The sequence below is a fragment of the Pollutimonas subterranea genome, from assembly GCF_002849655.1.
GTDB lineage: Bacteria > Pseudomonadota > Gammaproteobacteria > Burkholderiales > Burkholderiaceae_B > Pollutimonas > Pollutimonas subterranea.
This window is the reverse complement of the sequence record NZ_PDNW01000005.1, coordinates 170,952-193,836: the sequence shown is the minus strand read 5'-3', so window position 1 is coordinate 193,836 and position 22,885 is coordinate 170,952. Positions and strand designations below refer to the sequence as shown.

At 58.8% G+C, this 22,885-nt stretch carries 20 protein-coding genes; 13 read left to right on the top strand and 7 right to left on the bottom strand.

Features of this window, described 5'->3' with window-relative positions; all coding sequences use genetic code 11:
* Positions 1 to 105 precede the first annotated feature (105 nt).
* Positions 106 to 3,594, bottom strand: a complete 3,489-nt coding sequence (locus CR159_RS08170) for an indolepyruvate ferredoxin oxidoreductase family protein (RefSeq protein ID WP_102073517.1) — start codon at positions 3,592 to 3,594, stop codon at positions 106 to 108.
* 113 nt (positions 3,595 to 3,707) lie between these two features.
* Here CR159_RS08170 and CR159_RS08165 point away from each other — a divergent pair, with 113 nt between their 5' ends.
* On the top strand, positions 3,708 to 4,160 hold the full coding sequence (locus CR159_RS08165; RefSeq protein ID WP_102073516.1) for an Lrp/AsnC family transcriptional regulator: 453 nt from the start codon (positions 3,708 to 3,710) through the stop codon (positions 4,158 to 4,160).
* Here CR159_RS08165 and CR159_RS08160 read toward each other — a convergent pair whose 3' ends face one another.
* Positions 4,161 to 4,601 carry a CopD family copper resistance protein gene (locus CR159_RS08160; RefSeq protein WP_102073515.1) on the bottom strand — a complete coding sequence of 147 codons (441 nt, stop codon included), beginning with the start codon at positions 4,599 to 4,601 and terminating at the stop codon, positions 4,161 to 4,163.
* Between the two features lie 249 nt (positions 4,602 to 4,850).
* Between CR159_RS08160 and CR159_RS08155 the strand changes: the two genes are divergently transcribed.
* The gene (locus CR159_RS08155) at positions 4,851 to 5,348 is read left to right on the top strand and encodes a hypothetical protein (RefSeq protein WP_102073514.1); all 498 of its coding nucleotides are present in this window, start codon (positions 4,851 to 4,853) and stop codon (positions 5,346 to 5,348) included.
* A 28-nt stretch (positions 5,349 to 5,376) separates the two neighbouring features.
* Here the strand turns inward: CR159_RS08155 and gltX are convergent, their stop codons facing one another.
* A complete protein-coding gene (gltX, locus tag CR159_RS08150) occupies positions 5,377 to 6,786 on the bottom strand; it encodes a glutamate--tRNA ligase (protein WP_102073513.1) in 1,410 nt (469 codons plus the stop codon).
* A 106-nt stretch (positions 6,787 to 6,892) separates the two neighbouring features.
* Here gltX and CR159_RS08145 point away from each other — a divergent pair, with 106 nt between their 5' ends.
* Positions 6,893 to 9,361: a bifunctional acetate--CoA ligase family protein/GNAT family N-acetyltransferase gene (locus CR159_RS08145; protein WP_102073512.1), complete on the top strand. Its 2,469-nt coding sequence runs from the start codon at positions 6,893 to 6,895 to the stop codon at positions 9,359 to 9,361.
* 2 nt (positions 9,362 to 9,363) lie between these two features.
* On the opposite strand, the gene CR159_RS08140 is transcribed toward CR159_RS08145, so the two are convergent.
* Complete coding sequence (locus tag CR159_RS08140; protein WP_102073511.1) at positions 9,364 to 10,035, bottom strand: alpha/beta hydrolase; 672 nt, start codon at positions 10,033 to 10,035, stop codon at positions 9,364 to 9,366.
* Positions 10,032 to 10,589, bottom strand: coding sequence for a ribosome biogenesis factor YjgA (gene yjgA / locus CR159_RS08135; RefSeq protein ID WP_102073510.1), 558 nt, complete (start codon positions 10,587 to 10,589; stop codon positions 10,032 to 10,034). Before yjgA ends, CR159_RS08140 begins: the two co-directional genes overlap by 4 nt.
* Positions 10,590 to 10,649: 60 nt before the next feature.
* On the opposite strand from yjgA, the gene pmbA reads away from it, so the two are divergent.
* From pmbA to erpA, 7 genes are all read left to right on the top strand, one after another.
* A complete protein-coding gene (gene pmbA / locus CR159_RS08130) occupies positions 10,650 to 12,020 on the top strand; it encodes a metalloprotease PmbA (RefSeq protein ID WP_102073509.1) in 1,371 nt (456 codons plus the stop codon).
* Positions 12,021 to 12,160: 140 nt separating this feature from the next.
* The gene (locus CR159_RS08125; protein WP_102073508.1) at positions 12,161 to 13,261 is read left to right on the top strand and encodes a TRAP transporter substrate-binding protein; all 1,101 of its coding nucleotides are present in this window, start codon (positions 12,161 to 12,163) and stop codon (positions 13,259 to 13,261) included.
* A gap of 236 nt (positions 13,262 to 13,497) precedes the next feature.
* Entirely contained in the window at positions 13,498 to 13,926 is a 429-nt protein-coding gene (gene rplM / locus CR159_RS08120; RefSeq protein WP_073102702.1) for a 50S ribosomal protein L13, read from the top strand.
* Between the two features lie 9 nt (positions 13,927 to 13,935).
* Positions 13,936 to 14,328: a 30S ribosomal protein S9 gene (gene rpsI / locus CR159_RS08115; protein ID WP_102068885.1), complete on the top strand. Its 393-nt coding sequence runs from the start codon at positions 13,936 to 13,938 to the stop codon at positions 14,326 to 14,328.
* A gap of 161 nt (positions 14,329 to 14,489) precedes the next feature.
* Complete coding sequence (gene argC / locus CR159_RS08110; RefSeq protein ID WP_102073507.1) at positions 14,490 to 15,554, top strand: N-acetyl-gamma-glutamyl-phosphate reductase; 1,065 nt, start codon at positions 14,490 to 14,492, stop codon at positions 15,552 to 15,554.
* 53 nt (positions 15,555 to 15,607) lie between these two features.
* On the top strand, positions 15,608 to 16,372 hold the full coding sequence (locus CR159_RS08105) for a DUF6776 family protein (protein ID WP_102073506.1): 765 nt from the start codon (positions 15,608 to 15,610) through the stop codon (positions 16,370 to 16,372).
* A 57-nt stretch (positions 16,373 to 16,429) separates the two neighbouring features.
* Positions 16,430 to 16,798, top strand: coding sequence for an iron-sulfur cluster insertion protein ErpA (gene erpA / locus CR159_RS08100; protein WP_102073505.1), 369 nt, complete (start codon positions 16,430 to 16,432; stop codon positions 16,796 to 16,798).
* Between the two features lie 39 nt (positions 16,799 to 16,837).
* Here the strand turns inward: erpA and CR159_RS08095 are convergent, their stop codons facing one another.
* Both CR159_RS08095 and CR159_RS08090 read right to left on the bottom strand, forming a co-directional pair.
* Entirely contained in the window at positions 16,838 to 17,944 is a 1,107-nt protein-coding gene (locus CR159_RS08095) for an anhydro-N-acetylmuramic acid kinase (protein ID WP_102073504.1), read from the bottom strand.
* A gap of 32 nt (positions 17,945 to 17,976) precedes the next feature.
* Positions 17,977 to 19,350, bottom strand: coding sequence for a M23 family metallopeptidase (locus tag CR159_RS08090; RefSeq protein ID WP_102073619.1), 1,374 nt, complete (start codon positions 19,348 to 19,350; stop codon positions 17,977 to 17,979).
* Positions 19,351 to 19,596: 246 nt separating this feature from the next.
* Here CR159_RS08090 and tyrS point away from each other — a divergent pair, with 246 nt between their 5' ends.
* The 3 genes from tyrS to glyA all read left to right on the top strand — a co-directional run bounded on the left by tyrS (position 19,597) and on the right by glyA (position 22,858).
* Complete coding sequence (gene tyrS / locus CR159_RS08085) at positions 19,597 to 20,826, top strand: tyrosine--tRNA ligase (RefSeq protein ID WP_102073503.1); 1,230 nt, start codon at positions 19,597 to 19,599, stop codon at positions 20,824 to 20,826.
* A 27-nt stretch (positions 20,827 to 20,853) separates the two neighbouring features.
* Entirely contained in the window at positions 20,854 to 21,489 is a 636-nt protein-coding gene (locus CR159_RS08080; protein ID WP_102073502.1) for a YbhB/YbcL family Raf kinase inhibitor-like protein, read from the top strand.
* Positions 21,490 to 21,613: 124 nt separating this feature from the next.
* A complete protein-coding gene (gene glyA, locus CR159_RS08075) occupies positions 21,614 to 22,858 on the top strand; it encodes a serine hydroxymethyltransferase (RefSeq protein ID WP_102073501.1) in 1,245 nt (414 codons plus the stop codon).
* Positions 22,859 to 22,885 lie beyond the last annotated feature (27 nt).

Genomic DNA, 22,885 nt, shown 5'->3' with positions numbered 1-22,885 from the left:
AGAATCAAGTCCATGAGGGACTTGATTTTTTATTTTTCCACCGAAAAATAGGGCGACAGGAGGGCGTGAGGCCCGGGAGGCCTCACGTATCAAGGCTCTAGCCGTTCAGGCGTGTGCCCGGTGGATATTGTTAGCATCCATGACCGGCGCATCCAGCCTATAGAGCAACTGCTCCAGGCTTTGTTGGTATTTGTCTGCATTGGCGGCCTTGATATGCCCGAAGCCTCGAACTGCTTGCGGCAAGTCGGCGATTTCCAGCGCGATGGCAAAATTCTGCGCATTAAGCTTCTTGGCAATCACCAAAAGGGCTTGGCGATACTCACGAATCAGCCGGCGTTCCATTTTGCGTTCGGCAGTATACGAGAAAATATCCAGCCACGAACCGCGCAGGTGCCTGCCGTGCGCCAGCAGCCGAAACGCTTTTTTGGTTGCCGGGCCGAATGTCATTTTTCTAGGGATCCCTGTCGAAGGATCCCGCTTGGCGAATAAGGGCGGAGCCAGGTGAAACTGCAGGGTGAAATCTCCTTCAAAGCTCTCATGGAGCGCCTTGTGAAAGTCGCCATTGGTGAACAGGCGGGCAACTTCATATTCATCCTTGTACGCCATGAGCTTGTAAAGAGATCGTGCCACTTTGGGCGCCAGCCGCGGTTTGGCGCCTGGATGCAGCGCCTGCTCGGCGGCAAGCACCGTGTCGACGACATCGGTATATTGTCTTGCGTACGCGGCGTTTTGGTAGCTGGTCAGCGCGGCTGCGCATCGCTTCACTATCTTGTCCAGCGATTCGGGCATATGGATGACGACCGCTTTTTCGCCAGAGGCCCCAGTCGACAGTAGGGCATCCGGTCGCCATGCGGCCAAGCGGCCAACGCGGAAAGCATCCTGGTTCTCCTTCACGGCAATGCCGTTGAGTTCGAGCGCCTGCATGATGGCCTCTTCGCTCAAGGGCAGGCAGCCGCGCTGCCACGCAAAGCCCAGCATCGCCATGTTTGCCAGCAGGCTGTTGCCGAACTGCTGGACGGCCAGGGCGTGCGCATCCAGCTGCCAGGTCGTCGAGGCGCCGGCCGTTGCGCACACGGTATCGATGAGTGGCTGCGGATCCATGCTGGCTTGGGGGTCACGAGTGAACTCCGCCGTGGGGGCGAGGTAGGTGTTCAGCACCACGCGGGTTTTGCCATGCCGCAGTGTCTTCAGCGCCTCGGGGCTGGTCCCGGCTACGGCATCGCAGAGTATCGCCACATCGGCTTGCTGCGCTTCTATTCGTACAGCGGCCGGGGGCTCTGCGTTGCGGGATAAGCGTATGTGGCTGATGACGGTACCGCCTTTCTGCGCCAATCCGGTAATGTCCAGCACGGACGCGGCGCGACCTTCCAGATGCGCGGCCATCGACAGGATGGCGCCTACGGTGATTACGCCGGTGCCCCCGATGCCTGCTACCAGCACATCGCAGTGCGGCTGCGCCGCGTCGAACTCCGGAACAGGCAATTGCGGGATAAGGCGTTCAACTTTCTGGCGCGCCAAGGCGTCGCCGGCGCCGGCAGACTTGCGGGGTGCTCCCCCGATCACCGATACAAAGCTGGGGCAGAAGCCTTCCACACAGGAATAGTCTTTGTTGCAGCTCGATTGATCAATGGCGCGCTTGCGGCCGAACGGCGTCTCCACCGGGACGAGCGACAGGCAGTTCGATTGCGTGCCGCAGTCGCCGCAGCCTTCGCACACGGCGGTGTTGATGAACAGGCGGCGTGCGGGATCGGGGAATGCGCCTTTCTTGCGACGCCGGCGCTTCTCGGCGGCACAGACCTGGTCATGGATGAGGATGGTGACGCCCTTGATTTCGCGCAGCTCCCGCTGCACGCGATCAAGCTCATGGCGATGGTGTACAGCGATACCGGATGGCAATGCAACGCCCTGGTATTTATCGGGATCGTCGGTGGTGATCACCACGCGCTGCACGCCTTCACCCAACATCTGCTGGCAAATTTGCGGCACCGAAATCGAGCCGTCGACCGGCTGGCCACCGGTCATGGCCACGGCATCGTTGAACAAGATCTTGTAAGTGATGTCGGCCTTCGCGGCAATGGCCTGGCGTATCGCCAGGTAGCCGGAATGGAAATAGGTGCCTTCGCCCATATTCTGGAAAATATGCGGCATGGTGGTGTAGCGCGACAGCCCTATCCAATCGGTGCCTTCGCCGCCCATTTGCGTCAGTCCGCCAGTGTCGCGGTCCATCCATGTGGCCATATAGTGGCAGCCTACGCCGGCCAGTGCCTGACTGCCGTCGGGTACCTTGGTCGAGGTATTGTGCGGGCAGCCCGAGCAGAAATAGGGCCGCCGGGCAGGCGCGCCCAATCTGGCGGCTTGCGTCGGCATCAATGTGCTGCTGGAATCATCCAGCGTAATCCCGGCCGCCTGTGCCAGCCAGCGGCGTAGCGCGCCGGCGACGAGCGCGGGTTGCAGTTGGCCGGTGGACGGAACGAGGACTTCGTTTTCCAGGTCCCGCTTGCCTGCAACGCGCGGACGCACCGCCAGGTTGAACAGCAGATCCTTTATCTGGCCTTCGATCAGCGGCGCCTTCTCTTCGAGTACCAGGATATGTTCCAGGCCCTCGGCGAAGCGTATGAAGCCCGCTACGTCGATGGGCCAGCTCAGGCCTATCTTGTAATGGCGCAAGGGCGGAAGACTGCCCGGCCGCGCATCTGCCAGGGTTCGCAGCGCATCAAGTGTGTCCAGATAGGCTTTGCCTGTGGTGATGATTCCCAGCCGTGCTTCGGGCGCCGCATCGATCAGGCGGTCCAGTGAGTGTTGGCCGGCAAAGGCCTTGACCGCAACGAGGCGGTCGGCCATTCGATTCTCGATGCCCGGGGTCAGGAACTCACGTGCGCTGTACTCCAGCGCGCCCTTGTGCGGGTCCTCGTCGTCGCTGGCGAAATCCGGTATGGGGCTCAGCGTGAATGACCGCCCGCTCTCCACTGTTTCCGTCACTGCCTTGAACGCGACCCAGGCGCCGGAGTAGCGCGACAAGGCCCAGCCCCACAGGCCGAATAATTCATATTCTTCGACGGACGCCGGGTGAACAATGGGTATGTTCCATGCCTGCAGCGATGTTTCGCTGGCATGGGGAATGGAGGAGGATGCGGCCGTATGATCGTCGCCCACGATCAGCAGCACGCCACCGTTGCGGGAGGCACCCGCGGCGTTCCCATGGTGAAGTGCGTCGCCCGCACGGTCCACCCCCGGGCCCTTGCCGTACCACATGCCAAATACCCCATCGACGCGACGGTCGTCACGAACACCGGCGTGTTGCGTGCCCATGACGATGGTTGCGGCCAGGTCTTCATTGATGGCAGGAAGAAAGCTGACGCAATTTTTCTCCAGCAATCCCTGCGCGCGCCACATCGCCAGGTCTACCCCCGCCAGCGGCGATCCGCGGTATCCGGTGACAAAGCCGGCGGTATTCAGGCCATGGCGCTCGTCGCTGCGACGCTGGGCCAGCAGCATGCGCACGAGCGCCTGGGTCCCGGTCAGGAAGATGCGGCCCGACGTGGCGGTCAGGTTGTCGGAAAGTCGGTATTGAGTGTCGATGTGGGGGACAGGCATGGCAAGGCTCCGTTCTTTCAATCGATGATAGAGACTTGCGACCCTTTTTTTATTGCTTTTACGTCGTGTAAAATCCCTAGCAAACGAAACGTTTGTTTCGCAAGGAGGGAAAAATGGACAAGACTGATATAAAAATACTCCAGCAGTTGCAGAAGGACGGCCGCGCCTCGGCACAGCAGTTATCCGACGAGGTCGGGCTGTCGGCAGCCCCCGTCTGGCGTCGGGTCAAGGCGCTCGAAGCCAACAAGGTCATCCAGGGGTATTACGCCAAGGTGGATCGCCATAAGGTCGGGCTGCAGGGCTGCATGTTCGCCCAGATAAGCCTGGAAAGGCATTCAGCGGAGATCGTCGAAAACTTCGAGCGGTCAGTGCGCGATGCGCCGGAAATACTGGAGTGCTATGCCGTGACCGGCGATTCCGATTTCCTGTTGAAAATAGTGGTGTCGAGTCCCGAGGCCTACGATAGCTTCCTGCATCGGTTTTTATTCAATTTGCCGGGCCTGCGGCAGACGCGCACCATTGTGGCGCTGCGTGAAATCAAGCACGACGTAAAGCTGCCGCTGTAATCACCAATTGAGGTAAAGCATGGCTTTGGCCAGCAGCACGATGCCGACCATGTGCGTGAATACGCTGGTGTGTATGCGCTGGACATAGCGGGCATTCAAAAGCCCTTTGCTGCCCAGCACCATGGCGGTTATGAAATGGCCCAGCACGCTTAGCGCCAAGACTATTTTTATGGTGAGCATCGTGCCGAAAGCGCTATCGAAGGGGTGGGCCAGAACGCTGCGGTAATGCCATGCCATCCCTATGCCCGCGCTGTACAGCACCAACAAGGTCCACGGCATGATCTGCCTGGCCCGTTTGCCGATGGCCCGCTCGATTTCTCGCATGGATTCGCGGGACACGTGCTTGCGGACGCCTTCGAGCATAAGGACTTCAAAGAAAACGGTGCCCACAAATATGAAGGCCGCAAACAAGTGCAGTGTGATAAGGACCGAATAAGGCATGAATGGGTTCCTGGCGCGACAAGATGGCGTGCCCGCCAGCGGCGTCGCTGACGAGGTCTGTATGCCGAAGGCAACTGACTGCAGGCATTGTAAGGTCCGGTGTACGACTTTCCTTTTGATTCCGCACGCGCCGTGTGGATTTCCGCAGCCGTATTCGAGATATTTCCAGGCGTGAGCATGCCGGCGCGGTCGCTGCGTCGGCGTTACGGCTAAAATCGTTGACGTTTTGCGTTTAAAGGAAGGTCTCTTATGTACGATTTCCTGCTTCGTCCGCGCTGGTTGATGTCCGGGCTGGCCACAACGGTATTCTTGGCCGGCTGTACCGCCCCTGTTACTTCCCCCCCGGTACCCGAGACGACGACGGCCCCGAAATGCGTAGCCGCCGCAACGGGCGAGCCGCTGATTGGCAACTGGTTAAGCGTGCGAAAACAAAAGGGAGTGGCCGGCGAGCTTCGTACCCTGTTCAGCCTGAATGCTGACGGCACCATGGCATATACAGAGCAATTGAAGCGCGGCAAGAATCCATCGCAAGGGCTGGACGAAGGAGGCTGCTGGCGCCGTGACAAGCAAGCGCTGGTCATCCAGACGCTGGAATCTAACGGGGCTCCCGTGAACCTGGACGATCCCATTTATACGAATCGCTACACCGTTGTTTCGGCCAATGCCAATGCCATTGCCTTGAAGGGCGAAGATGGCACCAGCATCACCGCCAGGCGCATGTCGCCCGGATACCGCTTGCCGTTTTAACGTTCAGAGGCAGTGTCCGGCGGCCTATTTACACGGCGGCAAGGCGTTCCAGCACAAGGTCTCTGCCCAGAATGGCAAGCACAGCGCCGATGGCGGGTGTTTGCTTCTGGCCGGTGACGGCAAGCCGTAAAGGGATGGCCAGTTTCGGCATCTTGACGCCATGTTCGGCGAGCAGTGCCTTGATCAGGGCGTCCAGCGATTCGGACGTCCACTCGGGCAAGGCTTTTGCCTGTTCTTCAAAGCGGCTCAACAGGGCTCTTGCCGGCTCATCCAGATGCTCGGTGCGCAGTTCGGCCGCGGCTGGCGCGTAAGCGCCACAGAAAAGCATTGCGCCCTCTGCCAGCTGGTTCAGGGTCTCGGCGCGGTCTTTCAGCAAGGCCATGACAGCCGGCAGGTCGACGGCCTGCGGATCGCCATTCATTTTCAGTATGCGGGGCGCCACACGCGCGGCCAGATCGGCGTCGCCGCTGTTCTTAATGTATTGGGCATTGACCCAGTTCAGTTTCTTCGGATCCCATTGCGCGGCCGACTTGGTCAGGTTGCGCGTATCGAACCACTCGACCAATTGTTCGCGAGTGAACAGCTCATCGTTACCATGGCTCCAGCCCAGGCGCGCAAGGTAATTGACCATGGCCTCGGGCAGGTAGCCGTCGTTGTCGTACTCCATGACGTTGACGGCGCCGTGCCGCTTGGAAAGTTTTTCGCCGTCGGGGCCCAATATCATGGGAACGTGCCCGTATTCGGGCAGGGTGGCGCCCAGGGCGCGTAGAATATTGATCTGTCGCGGGGTGTTGTTCACGTGATCGTCACCGCGCAACACGTGGGTGATCTTCATGTCCCAGTCGTCGACGACCACACAGAAATTGTAGGTGGGGGTGCCATCCGGCCTCGCGATGACCAGGTCATCAAGTTCGCTGTTATCGAAGCTGATCTGGCCTTTGACCAGGTCGTTCCATCCCGTCACGCCTTCCTGGGGGTTTTTGAAGCGCACCACAGGTTTACGGTCGGCTGGAATGGAGGGCAAGGTTTTACCGGTTTCCGGCCGCCATGTGCCGTCATAGCGCGGCTTAAGCCCCGCTGCACGGGCTTTCTCGCGCATGGCTTCGACTTCTTCGGTGCTGCTGTAGCAGTAGTAGGCCTTACCTTGGTCCAGCATGTCCTGGACGACTTCGCGGTAGCGGTCCATGCGCTGCATCTGGTAGAAAGGGCCTTCATCGGGCTGCATGTCCAGCCACGCCATGCTGTCAAGGATGGCCTGGACCGCTTCGGGGGTGGAGCGCTCGAGATCGGTATCTTCGATGCGCAGTATGAAGGTGCCCTTGTGGTGGCGCGCAAAGGCCCACGAAAACAGGGCGGTGCGGGCTCCGCCTAAATGCAGGTAACCCGTTGGGGACGGGGCGAAGCGCGTGCGAACGGCAGAAGAAGTAGACGTGGTCATGGTAAGTCGTTAGGCTTGGCATGTGGCGTATGCACCGCATGCGCAGGAAAGTAGCAAGACGCCTATTTTAGAGTACCCACCATTTTTCGCTTGAACCGGATAAAGTATGCCGCGACATCGCCTTACAGCATTGTTCGAACCCCGCTCGCTATTGGTACTTTCAGATCGCACTCTGCCCATCGTGCACAGCGTGCCGCGTTCGCTGCAAAACACAATCACGATCATCGACGCCGATCCCGACCAGCCCATCGGTTTGCCCGGTGCGCTCAACGGGGTCAGCGAAGGATCCCGCGTGGATCAAGTGCTGCTTTGCATCGCACCGCAACGCCTGCCCGAGGCGCTTGCCGCCATCAAGCCTTGCCGACCCCGGTGCCTCACCGTCTTGCCGCATCACACTCCGTCCGACGATCCGGTTGAAGACATGGTCTATTGCCGGACGTGGGGCCAGCTTAACGATTGCATGGTGCTCGGGCCACGCTCCTTTGGCGTGCAGCGTCCGCATCTTGGCATGAACCTGAGCCACGAATCTCACGTGGGGCTGGGCGGGCGTGTGGCGCTGGTGGCGCAATCCCGATCCATTACCGCATCGGTCCTGGATTGGGCCGAGGACGTCAGGCTTGGTTTTTCGGCGGTGGTATCGCTGGGAGACGAAACCACGATTGACGTTGCCGAGGCCCTCGATTACCTGGCCATGGATCCGCGTACCGACAGCATTGCGCTGTATCTTGAAGAAACCTCGTCATCGCGCCGCTTCACCAGCGCGCTGCGTGCCGCCGCAAGCGTCAAGCCGGTAATCGTGCTCAAGGTCGGTCACAATGCCGACGCGGCCTCTACTGAAGACGCGGTGTTCAATGTGCTGTTGCGTCGGGCAGGCGCGGTACGCATCCGCTATTTCGTGCAATTGTTCTCGGCCATCAAGGTCCTCGTCTATACGCGGCATCCTCGCGGCCGCAAGATTGCGCTCCTTTCCAACGGTGATGGCGCGGCTCGACTGGCGCTCGATGTCATGGGCGATGCCGAGGCCGTATTCCGGGCCGACCTGGGCCAGGCCAGTATCAATTCGCTGGACGAATTATTGGAAGTAGGGGCAAAGAGCCAGAATCCGGTCGTCACCTATGCCCCGTTGACGCCGGAGAAAGTAGCGCAAGTCATCCGCATCCTTGTGGCGGATGCCGGCGTCGATGGGGTCCTGGTGTTGCTGGCGCCCGATCCCTTGTCCGACCTTCAGGGCGTGGCACGGCAGCTGGCGGATATGTCACCCGACTCGCGCAAGCCCATCATTACCTGCTTCATGGGCGATGCATCGATGCGGGCGCTGCGCCATATTCTCGACAGTGCCGGAACGCCTGCGTTCCGCACCCCGGAGTCGGCAGCAAATGCTTTCGGAATACTGGCGTCCTATCATTACAACCAGACGCTCTCGCAACAAACCTTGCCGCCCGAAGCACTGAGCAAGCCGCCACGACTGGATGAGGCGCATGCGCTCGTGCGCAGTATCCAAAGCAAGCGCCGCCGCGTGTTGACCGACCTGGAGTGCCGCAAGCTGCTGGAGTGCTTTCATGTGCCTTTGCGCTATGCGTCGGACGACGACATGCCGTTGCCTGGGGACCAGGATAGCCCGCCCATGGCGATCCAGGTCCGGCGTGACGCCAAATTCGGGCCTTACATTACCTTCGGATCCGGTGGGCAGGACGCGCTTGTTGCCGGCGCCTATAGTGCGACCGAGCTGCCGCCGCTGAACAGCTACCTGGCCCGCCAGCTTATCGTACGCAGCAGCGTATGGCAGCAAGGGTTCGCCCGCCAGTCCACCTCGGCGGCACTTGAGCTTCTTCAGGAAACACTGGAACGGATATCCGAGCTCACCAGCGAATTGCCATCACTGGATTCGCTGGTCATCGATCCGATGTATGCCGACGATATGCAAATTGTCGCGTATTCCGTGCGTATTGAACTCACCAGTCAATCGATGCTCGTACTGCCTGAAACGACGGGCTATCGGCATATGGCCATTCATCCCTATCCCCGCCGCCTGGTGCAGCCCAAGACGTTCAAGGATGGCAGTCCATGGCTGCTGCGGCCGATACGTCCCGAAGACGCCGAGCCGTTGCAGGAGTTCGTGCGTGGTCTGTCCGACGAAGCGCGCTACATGCGTTTCGTTTCCATGATGCGCGAGCTTACCCCCCGTATGCTGGCGCGCTACACTCGCATCGATTACGACCGGGAATTGGCCCTGGTGGCGACGGTGCAGGTGCCCAACCCCGAGCATCGCGGACATCCCCACGAACAGATAATCGGGTTTGCGCATTACTTGCGCAATGCCGATGGCCGTGGCGCCGAATACGCCCTGGTTATCGGCGATGCATGGCAGCGTCGCGGCTTGGGCGCCCAATTAATGGGCGGCCTTATCGAAGCGGCTCAATATCAGGGCCTCACCTACATAGACGGGGTCGTGCTGGCGACGAACCGGCCCATGTTGAGTTTGATGAAGCACCTTGGATTCCGAAATGACTACGATGCCGAAGACCCGACCATGCGAAGAGTATGGCTGGACCTGGGCGAAACGCGTCGCTCGTGAAGCTAGCCTAGAACCTTGCGCAAGAACGCCGCGATATCGGCGACTTCTTCAAGACATACCGAATGCGGCATCGCATAGGTGTGCCATTCCACCGTGTAGCCGAGTTCTTGCAGCTTCTGATGGGTGGCCTGGGCGCGCGGAAAAACAACAACCGGGTCGTTGGTGCCATGGGCAAGGAAAATAGGGGTGTCCTGGTTGGCCGAATGTCGCTCGGCATCGAACAGGCTTGCCAGCGGCAGGTAACCCGACAACCCTATGATGCCGGCGAGTTTGCTGTCCAGGCGCAAGCCTGTTTGCAGCGCCATGGCGCAGCCCTGCGAAAAGCCGGCCAGGACAATTTTTTCACTGGGAATTCCCCGCTGGTTTTCGCGCGCGATCAAGGCTTCCACCGCCGCCTGCGACTGACGCAAGCCGGGTTCGTCTTCACGCGAGATCAAATCCGGAATAAAAATGTCATACCAGGCGCGCATGGCCATGCCGTTATTGATGGTGACCGGCTGTACAGGGGCATGGGGAAATATAAAGCGGACTGGCGGGACATCCTGCAGTTCGAGCTCGGGCACCAGTGGGGCGAAGTCATGGCCGTCCGCGCCCAGGCCATGCAGCCAGATCACAGCCAGGCCGGGATTCGGGCCGGTCTCAATTTCAAGACATTCGAGTAAGGTTGAGCTCATTTTTGCTCCGTTGAGTCGTTGAGTGCCTTGATGGCCTGGAACAAAGCGCGGTAGTGCTTGCGTTGCGGGTCTTGGCCGCTTTGCAGGGCGGCGTTGCTTTGTGCTTCTTTGCGACCAGCCCTTATCAGCGTACGAAGATGCTGAATATCGGCGCCCGGATAGGCGTCAAGCAAGCCGGTCAGTGCGTCGTCGTCTTTAAGCAGCAATTCCCGCAGTGCTTCAAGCCGATGCATGGCAAGCGTTTCTTCGCGCGAACCGTTTTCCCATATATCGATCTGTGTGCGAATCGCATCGGCATCGGCGTGGCGCATGAGTTTGCCGACATAATGGATCTGTCGGCGAAGACCTTCGCGGCTGGTGGTGCGCTGCGCCTGCCGGACTGCTTCGTACAGGCTTTCCGACAGAGGCAGCTGCTTGAGGCGGTCGGTGGAGAGCTCAACCAATTTCTTGCCCAAGTCTTGCAGTTCGAGCATGTCGCGCTTGATTTGCGATTTGCTGGGCCTGTCGTAGCCGTGATCAGCCGGTTCGTCAATATTTTCGGGGATGTTTGGCATGGGAGTCGAAAAAGTGTTCTTTAATTGGCTATGATAACCGTCTAACCTGAAAGAGCATCAATGAGCGACCAACCCACATCTTATCTACCTATATCTGAAAACCAGGCCCGTTTCCGGGAATTGGTCAGCGATGCGCTGAAACACGCGAAATCCCTGGGGGCCTCGGACGCCGCCGCGGAAATTTCTGAGAGCCGCGGTTTGTCCGTCTCGGTACGCCGCAAAGACATCGAGACGGTGGAGCAGACCAGGGACCGTTCGCTGGACCTCACGGTATTCGCCGGCAACCGGCGCGGCTCGGCCTCGACGTCCGATTTTTCGGCGCAGGCAATACGCGAGACCGTCGAAGCGGCGTGGCATATTGCCCGCTATACGGCGGCCGATCCCGCTGCCGGCCTGCCCGATGCCGACCAGCTCGCCACGTCAGGCTATCCTGACCTGCGCTTGCACCACCCATGGGACATTACCGCCGAGGATGCTGCCAAGCTGGCCATTCAGGCCGAGCGTGCGGCACATGCCACCAGCCGGCTGATCACCAACACCGACGGCGCATCGGTAGATACCCATGAAGGCCATTTCGTGCTGGGCAATAGCCGCGGTTTCATGGGCGGATACCCGTATTCCCGGCATAGCCTTTCGGTCGCACCCATCGCGGGCCGGGGCAGCAATATGCAGCGTGACCACTGGTACACGTCGGCGCGCGCTCCTGAAGGCATGTCCGATCCAGCCGCGGTAGGGCGCTACGCGGCCGAACGCACGCTATCGCGCATGTCGGCGCGGCGTATCAAGACGGGCCGTTTCCCCGTCATGTTCGAAGCGCCTTTGGCCGTGGGGCTGATAGGCGCTCTGGTGCAGGCAACCAGTGGTGGCGCCTTGTACCGGAAGGCCAGTTTCTTGCTGGACTCCTTGGGCAAGCCGGTATTGGCAGACCATATCGATATCGCCGAAGATCCCCATGTCCCGGGCGCCATGGGCAGTTCCCCTTTCGACAGCGAAGGCGTGCGCACGCAACCGCGCGATGTCGTTACCGCAGGGGTATTGAACGGTTATTTCCTGTCGACCTACACCGCGCGCAAGCTCGGCATGTCGACGACGGGCAATGCCGGCGGTTCCCACAACCTGCGGCTCGAATCGCGGCTCACCCAGTCCACCGACGATTTCCGCGCCATGCTCAGGAAGCTGGGCACCGGCTTTCTTGTTACGGAACTCATAGGCCAGGGCGTCAACTACGTCAGCGGCGATTATTCGCGCGGCGCTTTCGGCTACTGGGTCGAAAATGGCGAAATCCGCCATGCGGTCCAGGAAGTAACCATTGCAGGCAACCTGGCCGATATGTTCCGCCAGATCGTCGCCGTGGGAGCCGACACGATTACACGTGGTTCCAAGACAACCGGGTCTATCCTGATCGAACAGATGTCAATTGCAGGCCAGTAGTCGCAGGTCCCGTTATTTGCGACAACAGCGTCGCGGAAGGGTGCTCAGGGTTTTACCCGCGTTACAGGAGCTGCAACGCAGTGTAATATCTCGAGTGAAATTTTTACCAAAAAATAATCGAATGCCGAAAGGAGCTTTTAATGCAGCGTCGTTCATTTCTTAAGAAAGCAGGGCTTGGCGCCATGGCCGGGTCGGCCGTTGTCGCGGCACCCGTATTTGCGCAAAGCAATCCCAAGATCAGTTGGAAAATGACGTCCACCTACGGGCCTTCAACGCCTGCGCTCTACAACACAGCGCAAACGTTTTGCAAGATGATCGAAGAGGCCAGCGATGGAAACTTCTCGATCCGCTTGTATCCGGTCGGCGAAATCGTGCCTGGCTTCGGTGTCATGGACGCGGTGGGTAACCGTACGGTGGAATGCGGCCAGACGGCTTCCTACTATTACTACGGCAAGGATCCTTCCTTCTGTTTTGACACCGCTGTGCCTTTCGGCCTGAATGCCCGCCAGATGTATTCCTGGATGTACGAAGGCGATGGCCTCAAGCTCACGCGTGAACTGTTCGCACCGCGCCATATCGTCAACTTCCCGCTGGGCAACACCGGCACGCAGATGGGCGGATGGTATCGCAAGGAAATCAAGTCCGTCGCCGACCTCCAGGGTCTCAAAATGCGTACTGCCGGCTTCGCGGGCGAAGTGCTTTCACGCATGGGTGTCGTGCCTCAGCAAATTCCTCCTGGCGATATCTACCCATCGCTTGAAAAAGGCACGCTGGACGCCGTCGAATTCGTCGGGCCGGTTGACGACGAAAAGCTGGGTTTCCAGAAAGTGGCCAAGTATTATTACTATCCGGGCTGGTGGGAAGGTTCCGCTCAGGTTTCGCTGTATGTGAACGACGAAGCCTTGAACAGCCTGCCAAAAAGCTATCAGTCGCTGGTCGAGATCGCATCGCGCGCCGCTGGCGGTCAAATGCTCGGTTCCTACGATGCCAACAACCCGGCAGCCTTGCGCCGATTGATTGGTGCCGGCGCCGTTCTCAAAGCTTTCCCGCGCGACGTCATGGACGCTTCGTTCAAGGCTTCCAATGAACTCTTTAAAGAGTTCAGCGACAAGAACGCCATGTTCAAGAAAATCCATGACAACTACATGGGTTTCCGCGACAGCCTGGTGCCATGGTTCCGTGTGGCGGAAGGTTCTTACGACAATTACCTGGGCATTGCCCTGGCCAACCAGAAAAAATAATCCCTGGTTGCGGCTCACAAAGCCGCCACTCGGTATGCACCCCAAAAACCCGGGCCGGTCGTTCGTGGTTTTTGGGGTTTTTTGCGACTATGTTGAAAACGTCCCAAGTATGTTAAGATTATGGGCTTTTCTGAATGATTTGCACGGGCGAAGTACAACGCTTAGGCATTGAAGTCGTCAGGAAATTCAGTCTGGCGAATTGTTCGGCAGGCTATTTTTGAATATTAGGAACCATCATGAAGACCTTTGTGGCCAAGCCGCAGGAAGTCCAACGTGACTGGTACGTGATTGACGCCAAGGGCAAAGTCCTCGGTCGTGTGGCCAGCGAAGTCGCACGTCGTTTGCGCGGCAAGCATAAGCCAGAATTCACGCCCCACGTTGACACCGGCGATTACATCGTCATTATCAATGCTTCGGAAATTGTTGTCACTGGCAACAAGGCCCAAGACAAAAAATACTATCGCCACTCGGGATATCCCGGCGGCGTTACTGAAACCACCTTCGAGAAAATGCAACAGCGTTTTCCTGGTCGTGCAATCCAGAAAGCCGTTAAAGGCATGTTGCCCAAAGGGCCGCTGGGTTACGCAATGGCCAAGAAGCTCAAGGTTTATGCCGGCGCCGAGCATCCTCATTCAGCTCAGCAGCCCAAACCGCTGGAATTCTAAGGATAGGTCATGATCGGTAATTGGAATTATGGAACAGGCCGCCGCAAAACGTCGGTGGCTCGCGTGTTCTTGAAGAAAGGTACGGGCAAGATCGTCGTCAACGGCAAGCCCGTCGACGAATACTTTGCTCGCGAAACGGGACGCATGGTCGTACGTCAGCCTTTGGCGCTTACCAACCACCTTGAATCGTTTGACTTCCACGTCAACGTTCACGGCGGCGGCGAAAGCGGTCAGGCCGGTGCGGTTCGCCACGGTATCACCCGTGCGCTTATCGACTACGACGAATCATTGAAATCGCCGCTTAAGCACGCCGGTTTCGTGACTCGCGATGCCCGGGAAGTCGAACGTAAGAAAGTCGGTTTCCACAAAGCACGCCGTCGGAAACAGTTCAGCAAGCGTTAATCATTGCTGTGCGCAAGGCCTCGGCCTTGCAAAATGCAAAACCCCGGCCAAGGTCGGGGTTTTGCATTTTGCAGGCGCAAGTTTGTCAGGGTATTTCCCTGCAGTGGGCAAGCTTGTTGCATAATTGTGTGGTTGATGTTTTGTACTCTTGGGAAATTATTATGACTTCGGCAGGCGCAGCACGGATCAAGATAGGCATTGTGGGTGGTACAGGCTATACGGGCGTCGAACTATTACGCCTCTTGTCCCAACATCCTAATGCACAGCTCACGGCAATCACATCTCGCAAGGAAGACGGTATGCCGGTGGCCGATATGTTCCCCAACCTGCGTGGCCGGGTCGATCTGTGCTTTCAAACGCCCGAAAAAGCAAACCTCGAGCAATGCGACGTGGTCTTTTTTGCGACGCCGCATGGGGTAGCCATGAGCCAGGCCGAAAGCCTGATCAAGCAGAATGTGCGCGTTATCGACCTGGCCGCCGATTTCCGCTTGCAAGACACCCAGGTATTCGAACGCTGGTACAAAATGCCGCATTCCTGCCCGACTATTCTCAAGCAGTCGGTATATGGCCTGGTCGAACTCAATCGCGAAAAGATCGCCGGCGCCCAGGTTATTGGGAATCCCGGGTGTTACCCCACGACGGTTTTGCTTGGCCTGGCGCCGCTTATCCAGGAAGGGCGCCACCTTATCGACACCTCCCACGTTATCGCCGACTGCAAATCCGGTGTTTCGGGGGCGGGCCGCAAGGCCGAGGTCGGCTCACTGTTTTCCGAAGCCGGTGACAACTTCAAAGCCTATGGCGTTGCCGGGCACCGGCATCATCCCGAGATCTCGGAGCAGTTGCAGTTGCTGGCGGGCGGGCCAGTAGGGCTCGTGTTCGTGCCGCACCTGGTGCCCATGATCCGTGGCATGTTCTCCACCTTGTACGCGCGCATCCTGCCCGAGGCGCTGGACACAGATTTCCAGGCTTTATTTGAACAGCGTTACGCCAGCGAACCCTTCGTCGACGTCATGCCGGCCGGCAGCCTGCCTGAAACCCGTTCGGTACGTGCCTCCAATCACTTGCGGATTGCGGTTCATCGGCCCGATGGCGGCGATCAGCTGGTCATTTTGGTAATACAAGACAATCTGGTCAAGGGCGCATCAGGGCAAGCAGTCCAGAATATGAATCTCATGTTCGGTTTGCCGGAATCCACCGGCCTCGAACACGTTGCCATCTTGCCGTAACAAAATTCCCCACTGGTTCCGGAACTCAATGCCTTGGGTGGGGTCTGTTCAACATGAAGAAGAATGTTGCAGGCTCGGCAGCGGCGGCCCACAGTCCAGCGGACGCCGTTGCAAAACATAATACCGGCGCGCTGTATTTGCGGTGGTTTATTGCGATGGCGCTGGTGGCAGGCATGGTGCTTGGTGCAACCGGCGCCGGGCTCTGGTTCAATAGCCAGCTCAACCGGCAAGCCGATTCCGAAACCAGTAGACTCGAGCTCGCGCTTAGTCAAAGCCGGGCGGAGCTGGAACGGGCGCTCTCGCAAATCGATACCTTGCAGGGGCAGTCGGTCGTAGAGGAAAGCACGCGCAACGGACTGGAGGCTTCTTTGCTCGCCAGCCAGGCTGAATTGGGCTTGGCCCGTGACAAGCTGGCGTTTTTTGATCAGCTGCTGCCGCCAGGGCCGACGGGCTCCATTAGCATCCGGGCCCTTGATATCGAGCAGCAAGGCCCCATTTTGCAATACAGGGTCCTGCTCATGCGCAATGGGCCCGGCGACACACCGTTCAAGGGGCTAATGCAATTCGTGGCGAAAGGAAAACAGGAGGGACTACCGGTTACTATAACGCTACAGGCAGCGCAGTTGCCGGGTAGCACCGGCCAGTCCCCCGAAACCTCGACGGTGAACGGCTTCGAATTAAGCTTCGATCAGTTTCAACGCGGCAATGGTTTCCTTAGCGTCCCGCCAGGTTTCACGCCGCAAACCATTACGCTCAATGTGCTGGAAGGCAATACGGTCCGTGTGTCTCGTACGGTCAATTTATCGGCGGCCAATTAGCCGGCCGATGTTATAGTTGTTTATTGTGCAGCCCTTATGCTGCCACGGAGTGCCCTCATGAATACCCTTACCCAATCTGTAGACCTGCAAGCCCCGCCAACGCCTATCCTCTTCACCGATGCGGCGGCAGCCAAAGTCAAAGACCTCCTGACCGAAGAAGGCAACCCCGAACTCAAGTTGCGCGTATTCGTGCAGGGTGGCGGCTGTTCCGGCTTCCAGTATGGGTTCACGTTCGATGAAACCATCAACGACGACGACACGACCATCGATAAGGAAGGCGTGCAGTTGTTGGTGGATCCCATGAGCTTCCAATACCTGGTTGGCGCGGAAATCGATTACAAAGACGACCTCGAAGGGTCGCAGTTTGTCATTCGCAATCCTAATGCCAACTCCACCTGCGGTTGTGGGTCTTCATTCGCGCCCTGACGCAATACACGGCACACACGGTACGCTAGCCCGGCGTAATCAGGCCGGGTAGCGGCAGCCCAGTATCGTAGCGTGGCGCGCGCCCGTCACGCTGGGCAGGCCCGCACGGTAGCCTGCAACGTGTGCCCGAGCCAACCAGGCAAACGCCAATGCCTCGACCTGCTGGACCGGCACGCCAAGTTCTGTCGTGCTGCGCAGCGGACACGGCAAGGCTTCCCGCAGATCGCGCATCAGTCCATCGTTAAAAGCGCCGCCACCGCACACCAGTACATCGCGTGTTTCTGGCGCATGGCGCGCAATAGCCCGGGCGATCGTTACGGCAGTAAGCTGCTGGAGGGTTGCCTGGATGTCACAGGCGGGCAGGGTGGTGTCGCCATGGGCCGCAAGCCGCTGCGTCAACCATTCCCAATTGAACAAATCCCGTCCGGTGGATTTGGGGGGCGGCAGTTCGAACCACGGCTCGCTGTCCAGCAGGAACTGAAGCAGGGGGCTATTGGCTTGGCCGCTGCCGGCCCACGCACCGCCGGCATCGAAAGCCTGACCTGTGCTGGCGTGTATCCACATGTCGAGCAAAACATTGGCGGGTCCTGTGTCGAAACCGCGCACTTGGTCTGAGTCACCCAGCAAGGTCACGTTCGCGATTCCACCCAGGTTCAGGACAGCACGCGGCTTCGGGCCGGCAAACATGGCATGGTGAAAGGCGGGCACCAATGGCGCCCCTTGGCCGCCGGCTGCCACGTCGCGGGAACGGAAGTCCGCGATGACGTCGATGCCCGTGCGCTCGGCAAGTAACGCTGGGGCGTTGATCTGTACCGTATATCCCGCGGCGGGATCGTGCCTTACGGTTTGTCCGTGCGCGCCAATCGCGCAAATGCGGTCCGGCGTGACCGCCGCCTGCGCAAGCACATCTTGCGTGGCGCTGCTATAGAGTTCAGCCAACGCGTTGGCTGCCAGCGCGGCGCGGGCCAATTCATCGTGGCCCGCAATGTTCAAGGACAGGAATTCCGCACGTAGTGCGTCAGGCATGGGTAGCGATGCGGCCGCCAATATGGCGGGCCGCTGTGGGTGCGCGAAGTCGGCCAGCACAGCGTCTACGCCGTCAGTGCTGGTGCCGGACATCAGGCCGACGAACAAGGTCGATGACATGACTAAACCAGCTTAGGCAAGCGCTGGCCGTGTCAACGGGCGGCGACCTTGGTATCGTCGCTGCCCTGCAGGCCGGCAAGAAAGTGGATGTGCTCGCGGTACTGGGCCACCGTGCGCTCAAAGGTCTTGAGCTGGTCGCGGTCAAGCTTGCGTGCAACGGGTAAATCGACCGAGAGCGGATCTATTTGCTTGTTGTTGATGCGGAATTCGTAATGCAGGTGCGGCCCCGTCGCCCAGCCTGTCGAGCCCACGTAGCCGATCAGTTCGCCCTGGCCTACCTTGTCGCCTTTCTTAAGGCCTTTGGCGAAGCGCGACTGGTGGGCGTACAGGGTGGTGAATTGGTCGTGATGCTTCAGGATAATGGTATTGCCGTAACCGTTCTGCTTGCCGATGAAGTCGACCACGCCATCGGCGGTGGCGTGTATCGGCGTGCCCGTAGTAGCGGCATAGTCGACGCCCTTGTGGCCGCGCCAGCCGCCATGAACCGGGTGCTTGCGCATGCCGAAGGTAGAGCTGATGCGCGAGAATTTCAGTGCTGTGCGCAAGAAAGCGCCTTTCAGGCTGCTTCCCTCGAAATCGTAGTAGCTGCCCGAAGACTGGTCGGGTGCATACCATACCGCTTCGTAGGCTTTGCCTTTATTGATGAATTCAAGCGCCAGGATCTTCCCGACGCCGATTTCGAGGCCTTCGTGTGAATAAGATTCGTAGATGATGCGAAAGCGATCGCCGCGTCGCAAGTCTTGCAGGAAGTCGATTTTGCTGCCGAGGATCTCGGTCATTTGCATCGTGATGGCGTCGGGTATGTCGGCTTCGTCAGTGGCCCCGAACAGCGAGCTTTGGATCTCGCTTTCCGCGATACGAATCTGTGCATCCGCCGGGCGGCTGTGTTCGGTTGCTTCGAACTTGCCCTCGCCATTGGCGGAGACCTCGAGCCACTTGGACACAATACCGCTTTTTTCCCTGGATCCCGGCGTATGGTTGTAGCGCAGCCAGATCAGGTTCCCTTCTGTGTCGACGGCGGCCTGGACGGTACGCCCGGGATACAACTTGTAGATGGAGCGGGCCGATTTATCTTGGACCAGGAACTGCTGCAGGCCTTTTTCCTGGATGCGCAGGCGTTGCAATAGCGCTGCCAGCGTGTCACCCCGGCGAATCTGGGTTTCGCTGAGGTATCGAGCCCGGGTATCGACAGGCGCTTGCGGAAAAGGTGCTGGAAGGGCCAGGCTTTGATGCGCCTGGTACACCACGGGGGTTTCGGTCGGCTGCACCACGGCCAGCGCAGCCGCGCCGGCAAACAGGCCAAGCGCTACAAAGACGAGTCCGTTACGAATGAAATGGTGAGGCTTGCGATGGGCACGAAGGGTGTCACGATACGAGGGAGTGCCAGGTGTCCCTTTATTGAACATATAACCAAACCTAGAAATGCGCTGCTGAATTTGAAGATGCATCCGGTGGGAAGTGGCTGGTGCCAACGCCGCTGCCGGAAAACGGACGCCCGATATTTCGGGATTGGGCGCTCTGATAAGATGATGCTGTGCATCGTTTCTGTGTGGACCCGCTGTCATGCGCAGTCCCCGCCCGCACGTTATGCTAGCGTATTAGCGTGAATTTTTCGAGCATTTTTTTGTATTTCCTCTTATAAAGCGTTTTATATGCCGTCCTCCGAGCCTTCAATCACCCCACAAGTCGAAGCCGACCTCCTCATCACGAAACGAGGCTGCAGCGAGTTGTTGGTCGAGTCCGAATTCGTCAGGAAGCTGGCGCGCAGCCACGCTACGGGTACTCCCTTGCGCATCAAGCTGGGACTGGACCCAACCGCTCCGGACATTCATTTGGGGCACACGGTGGTGTTGAATAAAATGCGCCAATTGCAGGATCTTGGGCATTCGGTTATTTTCCTCATCGGCGACTTCACCTCCATGATCGGCGATCCCAGCGGACGCAACGCAACGCGTCCACCGCTGACGGCCGAGCAAATCCACGAGAATGCCAAGACCTACTATGCCCAGGCCAGCATGGTGCTCGACCCCTCGAAAACCGAGATCCGGTATAACTCCGAATGGTGCGATCCCCTGGGCGCGCGCGGCATGATACAGCTGGCGTCGCGTTATACCGTTGCCCGCATGATGGAGCGCGAAGACTTTACCCGCCGCTTCAAGGGCGGCATTCCCATTTCTGTACACGAGTTTCTGTACCCGCTCATGCAAGGCTACGATTCGGTTGCACTCAAGGCCGACCTCGAGCTCGGCGGTACCGACCAGAAATTCAACCTGCTTGTAGGACGCGAGCTCCAGAAAGAATACGGCCAGGAGCCGCAGTGCATATTGACCATGCCACTGCTCGAGGGTACCGACGGCGTCGACAAGATGTCGAAGTCCAAGGGAAACTACATAGGCATCACCGAGGCACCCGACTCCATGTTCGGCAAGCTCATGTCCATTTCCGACACCCTGATGTGGAAGTATTTTGAACTATTGTCTTTCCGTACTATGGACGATATCGCAGGCTTGCAGAAGCAGGTAAAAGACGGGATGAATCCACGTGACGCCAAGGTTGCGCTTGCCCAGGAAATAGTGGCCCGCTTTCACACGCAACAGGCGGCGCATGATGCGCTGGCTTCGTTCGAGGCGCGGTTTCGTGACGGCGCAATTCCGGACGATATGCCGGAGGTCCAGATTGCCGGGGCATCGCTGGGCATATTGAAAGTATTGCGCGAGGCCGGCCTGGTGGTGTCGGGCGCGGAGGCCCAGCGCAACGTCGAGCAAGGCGGGGTGCGCGTCAATGGAGACCGCATCGAGGACAAGGCGTTGCAACTCGCGGCGGGCATCTATGTCATACAGGTGGGCAAACGTAAATTTGCCCGAGTCACATTAACGGGCTGATCGCCCCAACCGGCAGGAGTTCATTTGATGAAACTTACCAGTGAATCGTTCAACGACCAAGGCACCATCCCGGAGCGTAACGCGTTCGCCAAACCCGACGGGCAGAACCATGTCATGTTGGCGGGCAATGCCAACCCTCATTTGGCCTGGTCCGACGTTCCGGGTGCTACGCAATCGTTCGTGGTGATATGCGTCGATCCCGATGCGCCCAGCAAGGCGGACGACGTCAACCAGGAAGATCGCGAAGTTCCTGCCGACCTGCCACGTACCGACTTTCATCATTGGGCGCTTATCGATATTCCTCCCAACACAGCGGCAATTCCCGAAGGGGCGTACTCCGACGGGATCACACCGCGCGGCAAGGCCGGCCCGCTGGCGCTCGACGGTACGCGCCAGGGTCTCAACGACTACACCAGCTGGTTTGCCGCCGATCGCGACATGAACGGTGACTATTTCGGTTACGACGGTCCGTGCCCACCATGGAACGACGCCATTCCGCATCGCTATATATTCACCGTGTATGCGCTTGACATCAGTGAGCTTCCCTTTGAAGGGAAATTCACCGCAAACGACGTCATCAATGCGATCCAGGGGCATGTGCTGGCCCAGGCATCCATTACCGGTTCCTATACCCTGAACCCGCGTCTTCTTCAGAAGGCATAGGCGGCATAGGCTCACAGGACGTGCGGGCGCGTCCTGCGCGTCCTTTATTACCGCGAGCGCTTGCGTATTCGCGCTAGAATAGATGGGTTTGTTCCATCTGCCAAAACCACACACAGGATAGCTAATGTTCGATCGTTCACGTACCCTTGATCAAGTCGATGCCGAAGTATGGGCTGCCGTTCAGAAAGAAAATATTCGACAGGAACAGCATATCGAATTGATTGCATCTGAAAACTACACCAGTCCCGCGGTGATGCAGGCTCAGGGTACGCAACTGACCAACAAGTACGCGGAAGGCTATCCCGGGAAGCGCTACTATGGCGGCTGCGAATACGTCGATATCGTCGAGCAACTGGCCATTGACCGTCTGAAGGAAATCTTCGGCGCGGAAGCGGCCAATGTGCAGCCCAATTCCGGCTCGCAAGCCAATCAGGGCGTATATATGGCAGTGCTCAAGCCGGGCGATACCGTCCTGGGCATGAGCCTGGCCGAAGGCGGCCATCTTACGCACGGTTCGCCGGTCAACGCATCGGGTAAGCTGTACAACTTCGTCTCCTACGGCCTGGACGCGAACGAAGAACTCGACTATGACCAACTCGAGCAACTTGCCAAAGAACACAAGCCCAAGCTTATCGTGGGCGGGGCTTCCGCTTATTCCTTGCGCATCGATTTCGAACGCATGGCGCGCATCGCGCACGATAACGGCGCCTTGTTCATGGTCGATATCGCCCATTACGCCGGACTGGTCGCCGGTGGCGCCTATCCCAATCCCGTGCCGCACGCCGATTTCGTCACCTCGACGACGCACAAATCATTGCGCGGCCCGCGTGGCGGCGTCATCATGATGAAGGCCGAATACGAGAAAATCGTCAATTCAGCCATATTCCCTGGCATCCAGGGCGGACCGCTGATGCATGTCATCGCAGGCAAGGCTGTTGCGTTCAAAGAAGCGCTCGAACCCGAATTCAAGACCTATGCCGCGCAAGTCGTCAAGAACGCCGATGTGCTTGCACGCACATTGGTCGAACGCGGACTGCGCATTGTCTCGGGTCGCACTGAAAGCCACCTCATGCTGGTCGATCTTCGCGCCAAGGGCATCACGGGCAAAGAAGCGGAAGCGGTGCTCGGCCAGGCGCATATCACGGTCAACAAAAATGCCATTCCAAACGATCCCGAAAAACCTTTCGTCACCAGCGGCATTCGCCTGGGTACCCCGGCCATGACGACGCGCGGCTTCAAAGAGGCCGAGGCCGAGCTCACCGGCCACCTGATTGCCGATGTGCTCGATAACCCGCGCGACGAAGCCTCCATTGCCAACGTGCGCGAACGTGTCAACGAACTCACGGCGCGTCTGCCGGTTTACCGTTAAAACAGGGACAGCCACGGTTTCGCCCGT